The organism is Mycobacterium sp. Soil_C_30 (genome assembly GCF_057656995.1).
Window position 1 is genome coordinate 35408 of sequence record NZ_JBDGJH010000009.1, and the last position, 17581, is coordinate 52988.

16 protein-coding genes are annotated in these 17581 nt (G+C 66.0%); 10 read left to right on the forward strand and 6 right to left on the reverse strand.

All coding sequences use genetic code 11. The features are described from left to right. Window positions 1–39 precede the first annotated feature (39 nt). Both AC3A6P_RS18040 and AC3A6P_RS18045 read left to right on the forward strand, forming a co-directional pair. Window positions 40–1173 (forward strand): uroporphyrinogen-III synthase, encoded by a 1134-nt coding sequence (locus AC3A6P_RS18040; protein WP_487693038.1) that lies wholly within the window; start codon window positions 40–42, stop codon window positions 1171–1173. Beyond that, entirely contained in the window at window positions 1170–1850 is a 681-nt protein-coding gene (locus tag AC3A6P_RS18045) for a sirohydrochlorin chelatase (protein ID WP_487693039.1), read from the forward strand. Before AC3A6P_RS18040 ends, AC3A6P_RS18045 begins: the two co-directional genes overlap by 4 nt. Here the strand turns inward: AC3A6P_RS18045 and nirD are convergent. Beyond that, window positions 1847–2194: a nitrite reductase small subunit NirD gene (gene nirD / locus AC3A6P_RS18050; protein WP_487693040.1), complete on the reverse strand. Its 348-nt coding sequence runs from the start codon at window positions 2192–2194 to the stop codon at window positions 1847–1849. The genes AC3A6P_RS18045 and nirD overlap by 4 nt on opposite strands. After that, window positions 2191–4728: a nitrite reductase large subunit NirB gene (gene nirB / locus AC3A6P_RS18055; protein ID WP_487693041.1), complete on the reverse strand. Its 2538-nt coding sequence runs from the start codon at window positions 4726–4728 to the stop codon at window positions 2191–2193. Before nirB ends, nirD begins: the two co-directional genes overlap by 4 nt. Window positions 4729–4929: 201 nt before the next feature. Between nirB and AC3A6P_RS18060 the strand changes: the two genes are divergently transcribed. Further along, window positions 4930–5400, forward strand: coding sequence for an Hsp20/alpha crystallin family protein (locus tag AC3A6P_RS18060; protein ID WP_487693042.1), 471 nt, complete (start codon window positions 4930–4932; stop codon window positions 5398–5400). Between the two features lie 57 nt (window positions 5401–5457). Here AC3A6P_RS18060 and AC3A6P_RS18065 read toward each other — a convergent pair whose 3' ends face one another. Beyond that, on the reverse strand, window positions 5458–6225 hold the full coding sequence (locus tag AC3A6P_RS18065; protein ID WP_487693043.1) for an isocitrate lyase/PEP mutase family protein: 768 nt from the start codon (window positions 6223–6225) through the stop codon (window positions 5458–5460). Between the two features lie 150 nt (window positions 6226–6375). Between AC3A6P_RS18065 and AC3A6P_RS18070 the strand changes: the two genes are divergently transcribed. From AC3A6P_RS18070 to AC3A6P_RS18090, 5 genes are all read left to right on the forward strand, one after another. Then, the gene (locus AC3A6P_RS18070) at window positions 6376–6675 is read left to right on the forward strand and encodes a hypothetical protein (RefSeq protein ID WP_487693044.1); all 300 of its coding nucleotides are present in this window, start codon (window positions 6376–6378) and stop codon (window positions 6673–6675) included. Window positions 6676–6751: 76 nt separating this feature from the next. Continuing rightward, window positions 6752–7570 (forward strand): hypothetical protein, encoded by an 819-nt coding sequence (locus AC3A6P_RS18075; protein WP_487693045.1) that lies wholly within the window; start codon window positions 6752–6754, stop codon window positions 7568–7570. 33 nt (window positions 7571–7603) lie between these two features. Beyond that, the gene (locus AC3A6P_RS18080) at window positions 7604–9529 is read left to right on the forward strand and encodes a fumarate reductase/succinate dehydrogenase flavoprotein subunit (RefSeq protein ID WP_487693046.1); all 1926 of its coding nucleotides are present in this window, start codon (window positions 7604–7606) and stop codon (window positions 9527–9529) included. A gap of 1 nt (window position 9530) precedes the next feature. Beyond that, window positions 9531–10280, forward strand: coding sequence for a succinate dehydrogenase/fumarate reductase iron-sulfur subunit (locus AC3A6P_RS18085; protein ID WP_487693047.1), 750 nt, complete (start codon window positions 9531–9533; stop codon window positions 10278–10280). Between the two features lie 188 nt (window positions 10281–10468). Then, window positions 10469–10624 (forward strand): hypothetical protein, encoded by a 156-nt coding sequence (locus tag AC3A6P_RS18090; protein WP_487693048.1) that lies wholly within the window; start codon window positions 10469–10471, stop codon window positions 10622–10624. Between the two features lie 13 nt (window positions 10625–10637). Here AC3A6P_RS18090 and AC3A6P_RS18095 read toward each other — a convergent pair whose 3' ends face one another. After that, complete coding sequence (locus AC3A6P_RS18095) at window positions 10638–11126, reverse strand: flavin reductase family protein (protein ID WP_487693049.1); 489 nt, start codon at window positions 11124–11126, stop codon at window positions 10638–10640. 64 nt (window positions 11127–11190) lie between these two features. Next, window positions 11191–12279, reverse strand: a complete 1089-nt coding sequence (locus AC3A6P_RS18100; protein ID WP_487693050.1) for an NAD(P)H-dependent amine dehydrogenase family protein — start codon at window positions 12277–12279, stop codon at window positions 11191–11193. 225 nt (window positions 12280–12504) lie between these two features. On the opposite strand from AC3A6P_RS18100, the gene AC3A6P_RS18105 reads away from it, so the two are divergent. Next, entirely contained in the window at window positions 12505–14340 is a 1836-nt protein-coding gene (locus tag AC3A6P_RS18105; RefSeq protein WP_487693051.1) for an acyl-CoA dehydrogenase, read from the forward strand. 458 nt (window positions 14341–14798) lie between these two features. On the opposite strand, the gene AC3A6P_RS18110 is transcribed toward AC3A6P_RS18105, so the two are convergent. Next, window positions 14799–16112: an acetyl-CoA C-acetyltransferase gene (locus AC3A6P_RS18110; protein WP_487693052.1), complete on the reverse strand. Its 1314-nt coding sequence runs from the start codon at window positions 16110–16112 to the stop codon at window positions 14799–14801. 101 nt (window positions 16113–16213) lie between these two features. Between AC3A6P_RS18110 and AC3A6P_RS18115 the strand changes: the two genes are divergently transcribed. Further along, the gene (locus AC3A6P_RS18115) at window positions 16214–17581 is read left to right on the forward strand and encodes a 3-oxoacyl-ACP reductase (RefSeq protein ID WP_487693053.1); all 1368 of its coding nucleotides are present in this window, start codon (window positions 16214–16216) and stop codon (window positions 17579–17581) included.

Sequence of the window (17581 nt, forward strand, 5' to 3'; positions counted from 1 at the left end):
GATAATGTCGTGGAAACAATCACTGAATACACAGGTCAGATGAGTGAGGTCGACTGGGCGCCGCTCACGGGCTACCGGGTGGCGGTGACGTCCGCGCGGCGGTCCGAGGAGCTGTGCACGCTGTTGCGCCGTCGTGGTGCCACGGTTACCAGTGCGGCCGCCATCGCGATGGTGCCCCTGCCCGATGACGAGGAACTGCACCAGTACACCGAGGAACTGATCGAGACCCCACCGGACATCGTGGTGGCCACCACGGGTATCGGCTTCCGCGGCTGGGTGGCTGCCGCCGACGGCTGGGGGCTGGCCAACGAGCTGATCTCGGCGCTGTCGCAGGCCCGGGTGGTCTCACGCGGACCGAAGGCCACCGGCGCACTGCGCGCTGCCGGCCTGCCCGAGGAGTGGTCCCCGGATTCCGAGTCATCCCGTGAGGTGCTGCGCTACCTGCTGGAGAAGGGTGTCGGCGGGCAGCGGATCGCAGTCCAGCTGCACGGCGCCACCGATGAATGGGATCCGTTCCCCGAGTTCCTCGACGAACTGCGCAATGCCGGCGCCCAGGTGGTGCCGATCCGGGTGTACCGCTGGCGTCCGGTACCCACCGGCGGGGCGTTCGATCAGCTGGTGACGGGTATCGCCGAGCAGCAGTTCGACGCGGTGAGCTTCACCTCCGCGCCCGCTGTCGCCGCCACCTTGATGCGGGCCCGCGAGATGGGCGTCGAGGACCAGGTGATCAACGCTTTGCGCACCAATGTGCACGCCATGTGCGTCGGCCCGGTGACCGCCCGACCCCTGGTGCGGCTCGGGGTGCCGACCTCGGCGCCGGAACGGATGCGGCTGGGCGCGCTGGCCCGCCACATCACCGACGAACTGCCGGTTCTGCAGTCGCGGGTGCTGACCGCCGCCGGGCATCTGGTGGAGATCCGCGGCACCTGCGTCCTGGTCGACGGTGTGGTCAAGTCGTTGTCGCCCGCGGCGATGGCCACCATGCGGGCATTGGCGCTGCGGCCCGGCACCGTGGTGTCGCGCCACGATCTGCTGGCCGCCCTGCCCGGTGCCGGCACCGACACCCATGCCGTGGAGACGGCGGTGCTTCGATTGCGAACAGCGTTGGGAGACAAGAACATCGTGGCCACTGTGGTCAAACGCGGTTACCGCCTGGCGGTGGACGACCTGTGAATCCTGTTCTGGTGGCACACGGCACCCGCAAGGCGTCCGGCGTCCAGATGATCGGTACGTTGTCCGACCGGGTCTCCGCGCAGTTGGGACAGCCGGTCCGGGTGGCGTTCGTCGACGTGCTGGGCCCCACCCCGGCCGAGGTGCTCTCCGCGTTGGACGGCCCGGCCGTGGTGGTGCCCGCGTTCTTGTCCTCGGGGTATCACGTACGCAAGGACATCCCGGAGCACGTCGCGGCCAGCGGCCATCCGGGCGTCACGGTGACTCACGCGCTGGGACCGTGCCCGCAGATGGTGCGTGTGGTCACCGACCGATTGATCGAATCCGGCTGGCGACCCGGCGATTCCGTGGTGATGGCCGCCGCGGGCACCTCGGATCGGCACGCTCAGCGAGATCTCCGGGTGACGGCCACGCTGCTGTCGGCGGCCGTCGGCAGCCGGGTCGAACTGGCCTATGCGGCCACCGGCGAGCCGAGAGTGGCCGACGCCGTCGCCGGTCTGCGCTCCCGTGGCGCCCGCCGCGTTGTGGTGGCGTCATACCTGTTGGCGGACGGCCTGTTCCAGGACCGGTTGCGCGCATCCGGCGCCGACGTGGTGAGCGAACCGCTGGGCCTGCACCCGGGAACGGTGCGGCTGATCGCCAGCCGGTTCCGCCGCGCCCGGGTTTCCGTCGCCGCCTAGCGGCCGACGTGGACGGTGCCGTCGTCGTCGACGCGGGTGGCGTAAACCGGCACCGACATCGTCGGATCATCCAGGCACACCCCGTCGTCGAACGCGAACGCCTGCTTCTTGATCGGTGACTGGACGCAGGCCCGGCCCCCGCGGTCACCCACGATGCCACGGGACATCACCGCCGCTCCCGAGAACGGGTCGATGTTGCCGACCGCCACCACACTGCCGTCGTCGAGGCGGAACAACGCCGCCTGCGACCCGTCATCGAGCAGTACACCGGCACCGCGGCCGGGAATCAGGAAGTCGTAGGCGCAGGCCGCGGTCCAGACCTGAATATCACCGAGCAGCGTCATTTCATCTCCCCTTTCGCGGGCATCGACGGCATGCCGACCGGCACCAACCGGCCGGATCGGTTCTCGAAAGTGACAGTGGGATCGGGTGCGTCGGGTGCGTTGACGAACGACACGAACCGCGCCAGCTTCTCGGGGTCCTCCAGGACGCCCTTCCATTCGCACGCGTAGCCGTCGACGTGCCGGGCCATCGCCGCCTCGAATTCCGCTGCCAGGCCCAGGGAATCGTCACACACGACCTCACGCAGGTGGTCCAGTCCACCCTCGAGGCTCTCCACCCACGGTGCGGTGCGCTGCAGCCGATCGGCGGTGCGGATGTAGAACATCAGGAACCGGTCGATGTAGCGGATCAGCGTGTCGGTGTCCAGATCGCTCGCCAGCAGTTCGGCGTGCCGCGGCGTCATCCCGCCGTTGCCACCCACATAGAGATTCCAGCCGTTCTCGGTGGCGATGACGCCGACGTCCTTGCTCCGCGCCTCGGCGCATTCGCGGGCACAGCCGGAGACCCCCATCTTGATCTTGTGCGGGGCGCGCAGACCGCGGTAGCGCAGCTCGAGGTCGATGGCCATCTGCACCGAATCCTGTTGGCCATAACGGCACCAGTCGCTGCCGACACAGCTTTTCACCGTCCGCAACGACTTGCCGTACGCCTGACCCGATTCCATACCGCCTTCGACGAGCCGGGCCCAGATCTGCGGCAACTGGTCCACCCGGGCGCCGAACATGTCGATGCGCTGACCGCCGGTGATCTTGGTGTAGAGCCCGAAGTCCTTGGCGATCTGGCCGATCAGGATCAGATGCTCGGGGGTGATGTCACCGCCGGGTACCCGCGGCACCACCGAGTAGCTGCCGTTGCGCTGGATGTTGGCCAGGAAGTGGTCGTTGGAGTCCTGCAGCGACGCCTGCTCACCGGAGAGGATGTGGTCCGAGCTGGTGGACGCCAGGATGGACGCGACCACGGGTTTGCAGATATCGCAACCCTTTCCACGCCCGTAGCGGTCGAGCAGACCCGAGAAGGTGCGGATCTCGGTGGCGGTGATGATCTCGTACATCTCCGCCCGCGAGTGCGGGAAATGCTCGCAGAGCGCCTTGGACTGGGTGACGCCCTCGGCTTCGAGGAGCTGTTTGAGCAGCGGCACACACGAACCGCACGATGTGCCCGCGGCGGTGCACTTCTTCAACGCCGGGACATCGGCGCAGCCGTCGGCGATGGCGCACTTCACATCGTGTTTGGTGACGTTGTTACACGAGCAGATCTGGGCGCTGTCCGGAAGGGCACCCACACCCAGAGCAGCTCCCCCGCCACCGGTCTGGGCCGGGGCGATGAGCGCCATCGGATCGCCGGGCAGCTGGCCGCCGACCATCGGGCGCAGCACCCCGTAGGCCGAGGCGTCACCCACCAGGACACCACCGAGTAGCGTCTTGGCGTCGTCGGAGAGCACCAGCTTGGCGTAGGTCTGGTTCACCGCGTCGTTGACGACCACCTCGAGGCAGTTCGGGGTGGTCCCCATCGCGTCGCCGAAGCTGGCCACGTCCACGCCGAGCAGCTTGAGTTTGGTCGACAGATCAGCGCCCGGGAATTCCGCCGCACCGCCGAGCAGCCGATCGGCCACCACTTCGGCTCCGGCGTAGCCGGGGGCCACCAGCCCATAGCACCGGCCTTCGATGGCAGCCACCTCACCGACGGCGAAGATGTTGGGATCTCTTGTGGTGCAGGATAAGTCGGTGAGAACGCCGCCACGGTCGGCCAGCGGCAGGTCTGCGGCTCGGGCCAGCTCATCACGCGGCCGGACACCGGCGGCGAAGATCACCAGACCGGCGTCGATGACGGTGCCATCAGAGAGAGTGACAGCCAGCGTGCCGTGGTCGGTGCGCGCGATCCCCTCGGTGCCGACGTCGACATGCACCGCGATGCCCAGCTCGGAGATCATCCGGACCAGCAGCGCGCCGCCCGCGGTGTCGAGTTGTTGAGCCATCAGCCGCGGCGCGCGTTCCACCACATGCGCCTCGATGCCGAAGCTGCGCAAGGCATTCGCCGCCTCCAGCCCCAGCAGACCGCCGCCGATCACCACGCCGGCACGGGTGTGCCCGCCGGCCAAAGCCGTCTCGACATCGGCCTTGATGGCGTCGAGATCGTCGAGAGTGCGGTACACGTGACAGCCCGGCAGGTCGTGGCCGGGGACCGGCGGAACAAACGCGTACGAGCCCGTCGCCAGAACCAGCGCGTCGTAGCCGAACAGTTCGCCGTCGGCGGTGCGCACCGCTTTGGCCTCTCGGTCGATCTCGGTGACAGCGGCACCGAGACGCACCCGAACCAGCTCGTCACCGGCGTAGTCGTTGCCCGGCAGCGCCAGCTGCACGCGATCCCAGTGTTCGGTGTAAGCGGTCAAGCCCACCCGGTCGTACGCGGCGTCAGTTTCCTCGGACAGCACGGTGACGCGCCACAGGGCCGCCTCATCGCGCGCCCGCAAAGCCTCGACCAAGCGGTGGGCGACCATGCCATGGCCGACGATGACCAGATCCTGCTGTGACTGCATGCGGTGAGGTTAGGAAGCCGATATTGCCGCGATGTCGCGCTGTGTGAACCGGCAATCACACTGTGCTCACTTTCGCGGCAACAGGAGTGTGAGACCGTTCGCCGACGGCGAACGCGCACGTGGAACTTGAGCGTGGTCGACTCACGTTTACTCATCGAGAGACCGGCGGGGGCCGGTCGGACAACAGATGAGGAGAAGGTCATGAGCCGCAATCAAGTCACCTTGTGGAGCCGTCCCGCATGGAACGCGGACCGGTGGGTGCGCGACTTTTTCGGTCCCGCCGCCGCCGAAGAGTGGTTCAAACCGCTGGCTCAGTCCATTTCAGGGGCGTATACCCCTGCCGCCGAGATCGTCAAGGACGGTGACGACGCCGTGGTGCGGATCGAACTGCCCGGTGTCGATGTCGACAAGGACGTCAACGTCGAGGTGGAGAACGGTCGTCTGGTCATCCACGGCGAGCGGCGTGACGAGCGCGTCGAGGAGAGCGAGCATCGGACGTTGCGCGAGGTCCGCTACGGCTCGTTCCGCCGGTCCTTCGCCCTGCCCGAGCACGTCACCGGCGAGAACATCACCGCGTCCTACGACGCGGGCGTTCTGAGCATCCGGGTGGCCGGGGCGCACAAGAAGCCCGAGGTACCGGGCGCCCAGCGGATTGCCATCGAAAGCAAGTAGATCCACCACAAGAGGCCACCTCCCGGGCGGGAGGTGGCCTCTTGCGTTTCAGCGCACTCAGCCCCAGCGGCCCAGGATCTCCTTGGCACGCGCGGCCAGCGCGAACTGGAAGAACGGCCCGAAGCTGATCCGCCCGACGCCCAGCGGTCCGAAGGAGGCGGGGTCGTCCTGATCCGGCAGCGCGATGGCGTTGACCGGCAGCGGCAATTCCGAGGTCAGCCTGCGGTGGGTTTCGTCATCGTGCCGGCCCACCGGATACAGACTGTCCGCCCCCGCTTCGGCTGCTTCCTTCAGGCGCGCGATCGCGCGGTCCACCCGGTCGGATTCGTCCCCGTCCTGCTTGAGGATCACGTCGGTACGGGCGTTGATCACCACGTGTACGCCCGCGTTGTCGGAGGCCGTCCTCAGCGCGCCGACCAATGCCGCGTGCTCGCCCGACGAGCGCAGCCGGCCACCCTCGCTGTGCACGGTGTCCTCGATGTTGAGCCCCACGGCCCCGGCACGCAGCAGCCCGGAGATCAATTCTTCAGCGGGCAGGCCGTACCCCGATTCGATGTCCACCGAGATCGGCACGTCCACCTTCGCGGTGATCTGTGCGACCCGGGTGAGCAGATCCTCGAAGGACATGCCCTCGTTGTCCGGCTTGCCGATGGAGTCGGCCACGGGGTGGCTACCGACAGTCAGTGCCGTGAAACCCGCCTCCACCGCCAGAGCCGCCGACCAGGCATCCCAGACCGTCGGCAGGATCACCGGATCGCCCGGCTTGTGCAGTTCGAGCAGCGTGGTCGCCTTCTTGGCGAGGTCTTCCGAAGATGTCGCGGTCATCGAGCCTCCTTGTTGATCGAGTCGCCTGTACCCAATCGCAGCAACCCCGATGACATTCCGATACGTGACGCGGGTCACGTTCCGTTAGTGAAGTAGCTAGCATTGGGTGTCGTAATGTGATCCATGACACCTTCAGCCCAAGGAGGTCACTTGTCCAGCACCACCGAACTCGCCGAATTGCATGATCTCATCGGCGGCCTGCGGCGCTGCGTGACATCGCTGCGGTCGCGGTATGGCGACAGCCCGGCGATGCGCCGCATCGTTCTCGACGCGGAACGGATTCTCAACGACGTCGAGATGCTCGACCTCGACGCCGGAGATCTCGATCTGGCCCGCTGCGTGGTCAACCACGCCGGCGAGAAGATCGGCATCCCGGACACCCAGTACGACAGCGACTTCTGGCGCGATGTCGACGACGAAGGCGTGGGCGGCCACAACCGCACACGATGAGTCCGCCGCTCGTCGAACCGGGTAACACCGACAGCCTCCGCGGGGCAGCACCCCGCCCCGATGCAGGAGCCATGAGATGAGCGCGCCCACTGATCGCCGTGCGACCGGAGTCTTCTCCCAGGGGCGCGCTCAGATCTCGCAACGGACCCTGCGCACCGACAACTGGTTGAAGTCGCCGATCCTCACAGATCTCGGCTTCGCCGCATTCGTCATCTACGCGACGGTGCGGGCTTTCATGCAGAACTGGTACTACGTGCCGGAATACGGCTATCTGACGCCGTTCTACTCCCCGTGCATCAGCACAGGGTGTGTGCCGGAAGCCAGCCACTTCGGGCAGTTCCTGCCCGACTGGCCGATTCTGCCGTACGCCGCACTGTCGCTTCCGTTCCTGCTGCTCTTCCGATTGACCTGTTACTACTACCGCGGCGCCTACTACCGCTCGGTGTGGCAGTCACCCACCGCGTGCGCTGTCGCCGAACCCCATGCCACCTACACCGGTGAGACGCGACTTCCGCTGATCATCCAGAACACCCACCGGTACTTCTTCTACATCGCCGCGATCATCTCGGTAATCAACACCTATGACGCGATCATCGCGTTCCACAAGCCCGGTGGCGGTTTCGGATTCGGCCTGGGCAACATCGTCCTGGTGGTCAACGTGATCCTGCTGTGGACCTACACGGTCAGTTGCCACTCCTGTCGGCACGTCGCCGGCGGCCGGCTCAAGCACTTCTCCAAACACCCTGTGCGGTATTGGCTCTGGACTCAGATCAGCAAGCTAAACACCCGGCACAAGCTGTACGCCTGGATCACGCTCGGCACGCTGATGTTCACCGACTTCTACGTCATGGCCCTCGCGGCAGGCTGGTTCCCCGACCTGAGATTCATTGGCTGACAACTCAATACACAACAAGTGAGGTTCGAATAGATGGCTGAGCTGGAACGGCACTCCTACGACGTGGTCGTGATAGGTGCCGGCGGCGCGGGTTTACGAGCGGTGATCGAGGCCCGGGAGCGAGGTCTACGGGTGGCCGTGGTGACCAAGTCACTGTTCGGCAAGGCCCACACCGTGATGGCCGAGGGCGGCTGCGCCGCAGCCATGCGCAACGTCAACACCAAGGATTCCTGGCAGGTGCACTTCGGTGACACCATGCGCGGCGGCAAGTTCCTCAACAACTGGCGGATGGCCGAACTGCACGCCCAGGAAGCCCCGGACCGGGTGTGGGAGCTGGAGACCTACGGTGCGCTGTTCGACCGCACCAAGGACGGCAAGATCAGCCAGCGCAACTTCGGTGGCCACACCTATCCCCGGCTGGCGCATGTCGGCGACCGCACCGGTCTGGAGATCATCCGGACCCTGCAGCAGAAGATCGTCTCACTGCAGCAGGAGGACAAAGCCGAACTCGGCGACTACGACGCACGTATCCGGGTCTTTCACGAAACGTCGATCACCGAACTCATCAAAGACGGCGATCGGATCGCGGGCGCCTTCGGCTACTACCGCGAGACCGGCAACTTCGTACTCTTCGAGGCCCCAGCGGTGGTCCTGGCCACCGGCGGCATCGGGAAGAGTTTCAAGGTGTCGTCGAACTCCTGGGAGTACACCGGCGACGGGCACGCCCTGGCGCTGCGCGCCGGCTCGGGCCTGATCAACATGGAGTTCATCCAGTTCCACCCCACCGGCATGGTCTGGCCGCTGTCGGTGAAAGGCATCCTGGTCACCGAGGGCGTACGCGGCGACGGCGGAGTGCTGAAGAACTCCGAGGGCAAGCGCTTCATGTTCGACTACATCCCCGACGTGTTCAAGGGGCAGTACGCCGAGACCGAAGAAGAGGCCGACCAGTGGCTCAAGGACAACGACTCCGCGCGCCGCACCCCTGACCTGCTGCCCCGTGACGAGGTGGCCCGCGCCATCAACGAAGAGGTGAAGGCGGGTCGCGGCACTCCGCACGGCGGGGTCTACCTCGACATCGCCTCGCGCATGCCCGCCGAGGAGATCAAGCGCCGGCTGCCGTCGATGTATCACCAGTTCATCGAGCTCGCCGAGGTCGACATCACCAAGGACGAGATGGAGGTCGGCCCCACCTGCCATTACGTGATGGGCGGCATCGAGGTGGACCCGGACAGTGGCGGCGCGGCGACACCCGGGCTGTTCGCCGCGGGTGAGTGCTCCGGCGGTATGCACGGGTCGAACCGGCTGGGCGGCAACTCGTTGAGCGACCTGCTGGTGTTCGGGCGCCGCGCCGGGCTCGGTGCTTCGGATTATGTTCGCGCACTCGAGGTTCGGCCGGCGGTGTCTCCCGAGGCCGTCGACCGTGCGGCCGCGCTGGCGTTGGCCCCGTTCGAGCCGAAGCCGAACCCGGAGAATCCCTACACATTGCACGCCGAGCTGCAGGAGTCGATGAACGACCTGGCCGGGATCATCCGTAAGCAGGGTGAGCTCGAAGAGGTGCTGGTCAAGATCGACGAGCTGAAGAACCGCTATGCCAATGTCACCGTCGAGGGTGGCCGCGTGTTCAACCCCGGTTGGCACCTGGCCATCGACATGCGCAACATGCTGCTGGTGAGCGAATGCGTGGCCAAGGCCGCACTGCAGCGCACCGAGAGTCGCGGCGGGCACACCCGCGACGACTTCCCTCAGATGGACGCCAACTGGCGCAACAAACTCCTGGTGTGCAAGACCGTCGACGGCGCCGGCGACAGACCCGGCGACCCGGTTGTTCCGGAGGTCAACGTGACTGCCGAACCCCAGGTGCCCATGCGACCGGATCTGCTCGAGGTCTTCGAGCTGTCCGAACTCGAGAAGTACTACACCGACGCCGAACTGGCCGAACACCCCCAACGGAAGAGCTGACATGGCTGCTTATGAAGCAAGCATGCGCGTCTGGCGCGGCGACCCCAGCGGCGGCGAGCTGAAGGATTACACCGTCGAGGTCAATGACGGTGAGGTGGTGCTCGACATCATCCATCGACTGCAGGCCACTCAAACTCCCGATCTCGCGGTGCGGTGGAACTGCAAGGCCGGCAAGTGCGGATCGTGTTCGGCGGAGATCAACGGCAGGCCACGGTTGCTGTGCATGACGCGCATGTCGACGTTCGACGAGAACGAGACCGTGACCGTCACCCCGCTGCGCACCTTCCCGGTGATGCGTGACCTGGTGACCGATGTGTCCTTCAACTACGACAAGGCGCGCCAGATCCCGTCGTTCACCCCGCCCAAGGACCTGCAGCCCGGCGAGTACCGGATGCAGCAGGAGGACGTGAACCGCAGCCAGGAGTTCCGCAAGTGCATCGAGTGCTTCCTGTGCCAGAACGTGTGCCACGTGGTGCGTGATCACGAAGAGAACAAAGAGAACTTTGCCGGGCCGCGCTTCCACATGCGCATTGCCGAACTGGACATGCATCCGCTGGACGTGGTCGACCGCCAAGACATGGCGCAGGACGACTTCGGCCTCGGCTACTGCAACATCACCAAGTGCTGCACCGAGGTGTGCCCTGAACACATCAAGATCACCGACAACGCGCTGATCCCGATGAAGGAACGGGTGGCCGACCGCAAGTACGACCCGATCGTCTGGCTGGGCAACAAGCTATTCCGGCGATGAGCCTGAGCTTGCGAAGGCGATAGAGCCGGAACAATCAGACACCGCCGGCGATGAGCCTGAGCTTGCGAAGGCGATAGAGCCGGAGTCCGGATTCGCCTTGAATTCACAGTCGATGCCGGGGTGGGCCCCGTTCTCAACGAGTACGCTCGCAGTCAGCGGCCAGTCAACGATGAGAGGCAGCAACAACGATGCGAGAAACAATCAGCGTCAACGACATTCGCACAGCCATCCGCCAGCTCAGCGTCCGCGCGGAACTGGCCCACAAGGAGGGCAGGCCGGACGACGCGAAGGAACTCGAACAACGCATCCAGGGTTACCGCGACGAACTCGCCGCGCGCCCCTGACGAGAGCGCCCGACTACGCGCCCAGCTTGCGGAATGTGCTGCGGTGGAACACGATCGGCGCAACCTCGTCATGCACGGTCAATGAGTTGACCCGCAGCACCACGATGGTGTGATCGCCCGCGGGCACCAACTGTTCGATGGCGCTTTCCAGCCAGACGCTGGTGCCGTCGATGAACACTGCCCCACCCTCGGTGGACACCGTGGTCAGACCGGCGAACCGGTCACCGGTCTTGGCGGCCAGGGTGCGTGCGGCGGCGTCATGTGATTCACCCAGCACGCTGATGCCCAGCAGCGGCAGATCCTTGAGCTTCGGCCAGGTGGTGGAGCTGTTCTGGACGCAGAACGACACCAGTGGCGGATCCAGTGAGACCGGCACGAAGGTGCTGGCCGCCAAACCGACTCGGGTGCCGTCGACCTCGGCCGCTATGGCGATAACACCCGACGGGAAGTGGCCAAATGCTTCACGCAGGGTCGACGGAGACAGATCGCTGGGTGCACTCATCACTTGCGAACCTACGCGATCTGGGCCCGACGGTCATCAGCGGGAATCTGCCTGAGCAGAACTCTCAGTCCGGTGCCCAGCGATGCGCTTCCACGGCGGACGGGTTCTCAGATCGCAGGGGTACGTCCAGACCGTCGTAGATTGCGGGTTTCTGCTGGGCCAGCCACGGCAGGGCACCCAACAAGCGGTTGGTGGCGGTGGTGTTGCCGCCGTCGGCCCGGGTGCCGCCGGGCACATCTGCGCGCACCGTGATGGTGAGGTCTGGATCGCCGTGCACGATGACGCGGTGATCGCCGGCTCCCTCGTCGGGCTGCGGCCAGTCCGGCGCACAGGACGGGTGGATGCGGGTGATGTGGTCGATCACCACCCGAGGCCGTCCGGCGACTTTGCCGATGACCTTCAACCAGAACGCACCCTGCGTCCCCGCCTCGAAGTGCCCCATCACGTTGTCGACACCCGCCTGAAGCGGCCGTCGCTCCAATTCTTCGGTGACCTCGTCGATCTCCAGCCCCAGCCCACGACCGATCAGCCGCACGTTCCCGCCCCACACCATCGTCGGGACGGTGGGCAGCAGCATCATCGGCGTCTCGTCCATGGATTTTCCGAACCCACACAGTTCCCGAACCGAGTACGGCTGGTCATAGGTGGAGTAGTCGAAGATCTCCTGGCAGTGAATGGTGTCGATGCGGGTGCACAGGCCCGCGGCGATCACGGCGAGCGCGTCGTTGCCCCAACCCGGGTCGACGCCACTGACGAACAACGAGGCGCCGCCGGCTTCGGTGGCGGCCGTGAGCCGGTCCCGCAGTTCGGCCGGCGCCGAGGCGGGGTCGTACAGCGAGTACAGCGCCGGGGTGACCACGTGCACACCCGCACGTAGGCAGCGCTCGATATCGGCGGTGGCCTCGTCGGGCCGGATATCGCCGGAGGCCATGTAGGCCACCGCGTCGCACTGAGCCAGGGCCGCGTCCACGTCGCGGGTGGCGAGGATGCCGGTGGTGTCGTCCAGACCCGCGAACGAGGCGGCGTCGACACCCACCTTCTCGGGCGATGAGGTGATGACCGCAGACAGGGCCAGACCGGGGAACGCGAGTAGCGAACGGATGGCGGTGGAGCCCATATTGCCCGTGCCCCATACCGCGACGCGCAGCTGCATGCCGTCACGGTAACCCAGGCTGGCCTGCGATATCGCGGTTTTGACGGGTGTCAATTAGACTGGTGGCCAACCGGTGGGTTGATTAGTGACGACAACTAGCTCACAGTGACTTGCGTTTGGGTTACTCGCCGGTATAGTTGAAAGAGTTACTGGTGGGTAACTTATCCCGGGTACCCAACCGGAAAGCGTGAACCACTGAGTGGATTCTCATCGAGGAGGAAGCACGTGAGCCACTACAAGTCCAACGTTCGAGACCAGGAATTCAACCTGTTCGAGGTGCTCGGCGTCGACAAGGCTCTCGGACACGGTCAGTTCGCTGATCTGGACGTCGATACTGCCCGCGACATGCTGCAGGAGATGGCTCGCCTGGCAGAGGGCCCGATCGCCGAGTCGTTCGTCGACGGCGACCGCAACCCGCCGGTGTTCGATCCGGAAACGCACACCGTCAAACTGCCCGAACCCTTCAAGAAGTCGATGCGCACGCTGCTCGACGGCGGCTGGGACAAGGTGGGCCTGTCCGAAGAACTGGGCGGCGTACCGATGCCCCGCGCGCTGCAGTGGGCCCTGATCGAGCACGTCCTCGGCGCCAACCCCGCGGCCTACATGTACGCGATGGGCGCCGGCATGTGCGAGATCTTCTACAACAACGGCACCGACGAGCAGAAGAAGTGGGCCGTGCTGGCCGCCGAGCGCGGCTGGGGCGCCACCATGGTGCTCACGGAGCCGGATGCCGGCTCGGACGTCGGCGCCGGCCGCACCAAGGCCGTTCAGCAGGAGGACGGCTCCTGGCACATCGACGGCGTGAAGCGCTTCATCACCTCTGCCGACTCCGACGATCTGTTCGAGAACATCATGCACTTGGTGTTGGCACGCCCCGAGGGCGCAGGCCCGGGCACCAAGGGACTGTCCCTGTTCTTCGTGCCCAAGTTCCACTTCGACCCCGAGACCGGCGAACCGGGCGAGCGCAACGGCGCGTTCGTCACCAACGTCGAGCACAAGATGGGCCTGAAGGTCTCCACCACCTGTGAGCTGACCTTCGGCCAGCACGGCGTTCCCGCCAAGGGCTGGTTGGTCGGCGAGGTGCACGACGGCATCGCCCAGATGTTCAACGTGATCGAGCAGGCCCGAATGATGGTGGGCACCAAGGCGATCGCCACGCTGTCGACCGGTTACCTGAACGCACTGGAGTACGCCAAAGAGCGCGTGCAGGGTGCCGATCTGACCCAGATGACCGACAAGACCGCTCCGCGGGTGACCATCACGCACCACCCCGATGTGCGTCGGTCGTTGATGACCCAGAAGGCCTACGCCGAGGGTCTGCGTGCGCTCTACACCTACACCGCGACCTTCCAGGACGCCGAGGTGGCCAAGGCCATCCACGGTGTGGAGGCGGATGTGGCGCACCGGGTCAACGACCTGCTCCTGCCCATCGTCAAGGGTGTGGGCTCCGAACAGGCGTACGCCAAGCTGACTGAAAGCCTGCAGACTTTCGGCGGGTCGGGCTTCCTGCAGGACTACCCGATCGAGCAGTACATCCGCGACGCCAAGATCGACTCGCTGTACGAAGGCACCACCGCCATTCAGGCGCAGGACTTCTTCTTCCGCAAGATCATCCGCGACAAGGGTGTGGCTCTGGCCCACGTCGCCGGTGAGATCGAACAGTTCATCAAGAACGAGTCCGGCAACGGCCGCCTCAAGGCCGAGCGGGAACTGCTGGCCACCGCGCTGACCGATGTCCAGGGCATGGCCGCCTCGCTGACCGGTTACCTGATGGCCGCGCAGGAGGATTCCGCCAGCATCTACAAGGTGGGCCTGGGTTCGGTGCGCTTCCTGATGAGCGTCGGCGATCTGGTGATCGGCTGGCTGCTGGCCCGCCAGGCCGCTGTGGCCGTGGAGGCGCTCGATGCCGGCGCCGCCGGTGCCGAGAAGTCCTTCTACGAAGGCAAGATCGCGGTCGCGTCGTTCTTCGCGAAGAACTTCCTGCCGCTGCTCTCCAGCACCCGTACGGTCATCGAGACGCTGGACAACGACATCATGGAACTCGACGAAGCCGCCTTCTGACGGCTGAGACGCAGATGCCCCCGCTACGGCGGGGGCTTTTGCGTTTCTCGGGGGCTTCCGCGTTCGACATATATGTGCACAGCGACGCCCAAGCGGCGTGTCGCGCGGAAACCCGCATATATGTGGGCTGGGCCCGGCCGTCTGGCCTCGACATATATGTGCACAGCTACGCCCAAGCGGCGTGTCGCGGGAATCAGCGCATATATGTGGGAGCCGGGAGCAGGTGCTCAACCTGGAGCCATGAAAACCGCCGCCGGAATCCCCTCTGTTCCAGCGGCGGTCGCCCTTCCCCCACGTCAATAAGCGTGGGAAAAGAGGATGCCCCGTGTTGCCGTCGGGTCGGGGGGTCAGACGGCAACACGGAGCTATCCGGTACATCGCTTACCCTGAGCGGCTCGTTACAAACCTCTCGAACTTTTTTTGACTTTTTTCTGGCAACCCCGCGAACGCCTCCGACGTCACGCTTCCAGGATTGCAGCGACGCCCTGACCGCCGGCGGCGCAGATCGAGATGAGCCCACGCACGGGCTGGCCGGTCTCCCGTTTCCGCTCCGCGAGCTGCTTGGCCAGCTGGGCGACGATGCGGCCACCGGTCGCGGCGAACGGGTGCCCGGCCGCCAACGACGATCCGTTGACGTTGAGCTTGCTCCGGTCGATCGATCCCAGCGCCGAATCCAGCCCCAGCCGTTCCTTGCAGTACTCGTCGGACTCCCACGCCTGCAGGGTCGCCAGCACCACCGAGGCGAACGCCTCGTGGATCTCGTAGAAGTCGAAGTCCTGCAGCGACAGCCCGTTGCGGGCCAGCAGCCGCGGCACCGCGTACGTCGGGGCCATCAGCAGACCGTCAGCGCCGCTGACGTAGTCCACTGCGGCTGTCTCGGCGTCGACGAAATACGCCAGCGGCTCGTGGCCGTGCTGGGCGGCCCACTCCTCGCTGGCCAGCAGGGCAACCGACGCCCCGTCGGTCAGCGGCGTGGAGTTGCCCGCCGTCATGGTGGCGTCGCCGTTGCGAACCCCGAACACCGGCTTGAGTCTGGCGAGCTTCTCCGCCGTCGAATCGGCCCGCAGATTGTTGTCCCGGTACAGCCCGAGGAACGGGGTCACCAGGTCATCGAAGAATCCGCGGTCATAGGCGGCGGCCATGTTCTGGTGACTGGCCGCGGCCAGAGCGTCCTGATCGACGCGCTTGATGCCCATCTGCTTGGCGGTGACGGCGGCGTGCTCCCCCATCGACATGCCGGTACGGGGTTCGCCGTTGGTGGGGATCTCCACCCCCAGCGAGGCGGGCAGCTTGCCGACGAGCTTGAGCCTGTCCACGTTGGACTTGGCCCGCCGCAGACCGAGCAGCACCTGGCGGAGGTTGTCACCGAAGGCGATGGGCGCGTCCGAGGTGGTGTCCACTCCCCCGGCGGCACCGGATTCGTACTGCCCCAAGGCGATGCCGTTGGCCACCGCGATGGCCGCCTGCAGTCCGGTGCCGCACGCCTGCTGCACGTCGTAGGCAGCGGTGTACGGCGAGAGCTTGCTGCCCAGCACGCACTCGCGCATCAGGTTGAAGTCACGGGAGTGCTTGAGCACCGCACCGCCCACCACGGCGCCGAGTCGCTGGCCCTCGAGCCCGAAACGGTCGACCAGACCGTCGAGCACCGCGGTGAACATGTCCTGGTTGGACGCCTGGGCGTATGCGCCGTCCGACCGGGCGAATGGAATGCGGTTGCCACCGAGAACGGCCACACGGCGGCGAATCTGGCTGTTTGAATTGGTGCTGGCCACGGGAATCTCCGTCTTCGTTCACTAGGCAGGGTGGTACAGCCCATACTACCGACTGTTCTTACTCTGGAGTAAGTTCGTGGGAGACACCACCCGAACATGACATGAGAGGTAGTCCTGTGGCTTCCGACCTGTTCTCGCAAGTCGTCAACTCGGCGCCCGGCTCTTTCCTGGCCAAGCAGCTCGGCGTGCCGCAGCCGGAGACGCTGCGCCGGTACCGGGCCGGCGAACCCCCACTGGCAGGGCCCCTGTTGATCGGCGGCGACGGGCGTGTCGCCGAGCCGATGCGCACCGCGCTGGCCGACGACTACGACCTGGTGGGCAACAACCTCGGCGGTCGGTGGGCGGATTCGTTCGGCGGGCTCCTGTTCGACGCCACCGGCATCAACACCCCGGCCGGGCTGCGGGCGCTGTACGAGTTCTTCACGCCCCTGCTGCGCAACGTCGGCCGCTCCGGCCGCATCGTGGTGGTCGGCACCACCCCCGATCAGACGTCCAGTGTCAACGAGCACATCGCCCAGCGCGCACTGGAAGGTTTCACCCGTTCCCTGGGCAAGGAACTGCAGCGTGGTGCGACGGTGTCGCTGGTCTACCTGTCGCCCTCCGCCAAACCCGGAGTCACCGGCCTCGAATCGACGCTGCGATTCCTGCTGTCGGCGAAGTCCGCCTATGTCGACGGGCAGGTGTTCTACGTCGGCGACGCCGATTCCACTCCGCCCGCCGACTGGGACAAGCCGTTGGCGGGCAAGGTCGCCATCGTGACCGGAGCCGCCCGCGGTATCGGCGCCACCATCGCCGAGGTGTTCGCCCGTGACGGCGCCAAAGTGGTGGCCGTCGACGTGGAGTCCGCCGGCGAGGCGCTGGCGGAGACCGCGGCCAAGGTGGACGGTACCGCGCTGACCCTCGACGTCACCGCCGACGACGCAGTGGACCGCATCACCGAGCACCTGCGCGAACATCACGGCGGAAAGGCCGATGTGCTGGTCAACAACGCCGGAATCACCCGCGACAAGCTGCTGGCCAACATGGACGACGCCAAGTGGGACTCGGTGATCGCGGTGAATCTGCTTGCGCCGCAACGTCTCGCCGAAGGCCTGGTGGCCAACGGCACCATCGGCGAAGGTGGCCGCATCATCGGCTTGTCATCGATGGCCGGTATTGCAGGCAACCGCGGACAGACCAACTACGCCGCCACCAAGGCCGGCATGATCGGGTTGACCCAGGCGCTGGCACCGGAGCTGGCCGACAAGGGCATCACCATCAACGCCGTGGCCCCGGGTTTCATCGAGACCAAGATGACCGAGGCGATCCCGCTGGCCACCCGCGAGGTGGGCCGCCGGCTCAACTCCCTGTTCCAGGGCGGTCAGCCCGTCGACGTCGCCGAGACCATCGCCTACTTCGCCAGCCCGGCCAGCAATGCCGTCACCGGCAACACCATCCGGGTCTGCGGCCAGGCCATGCTGGGGGCGTGA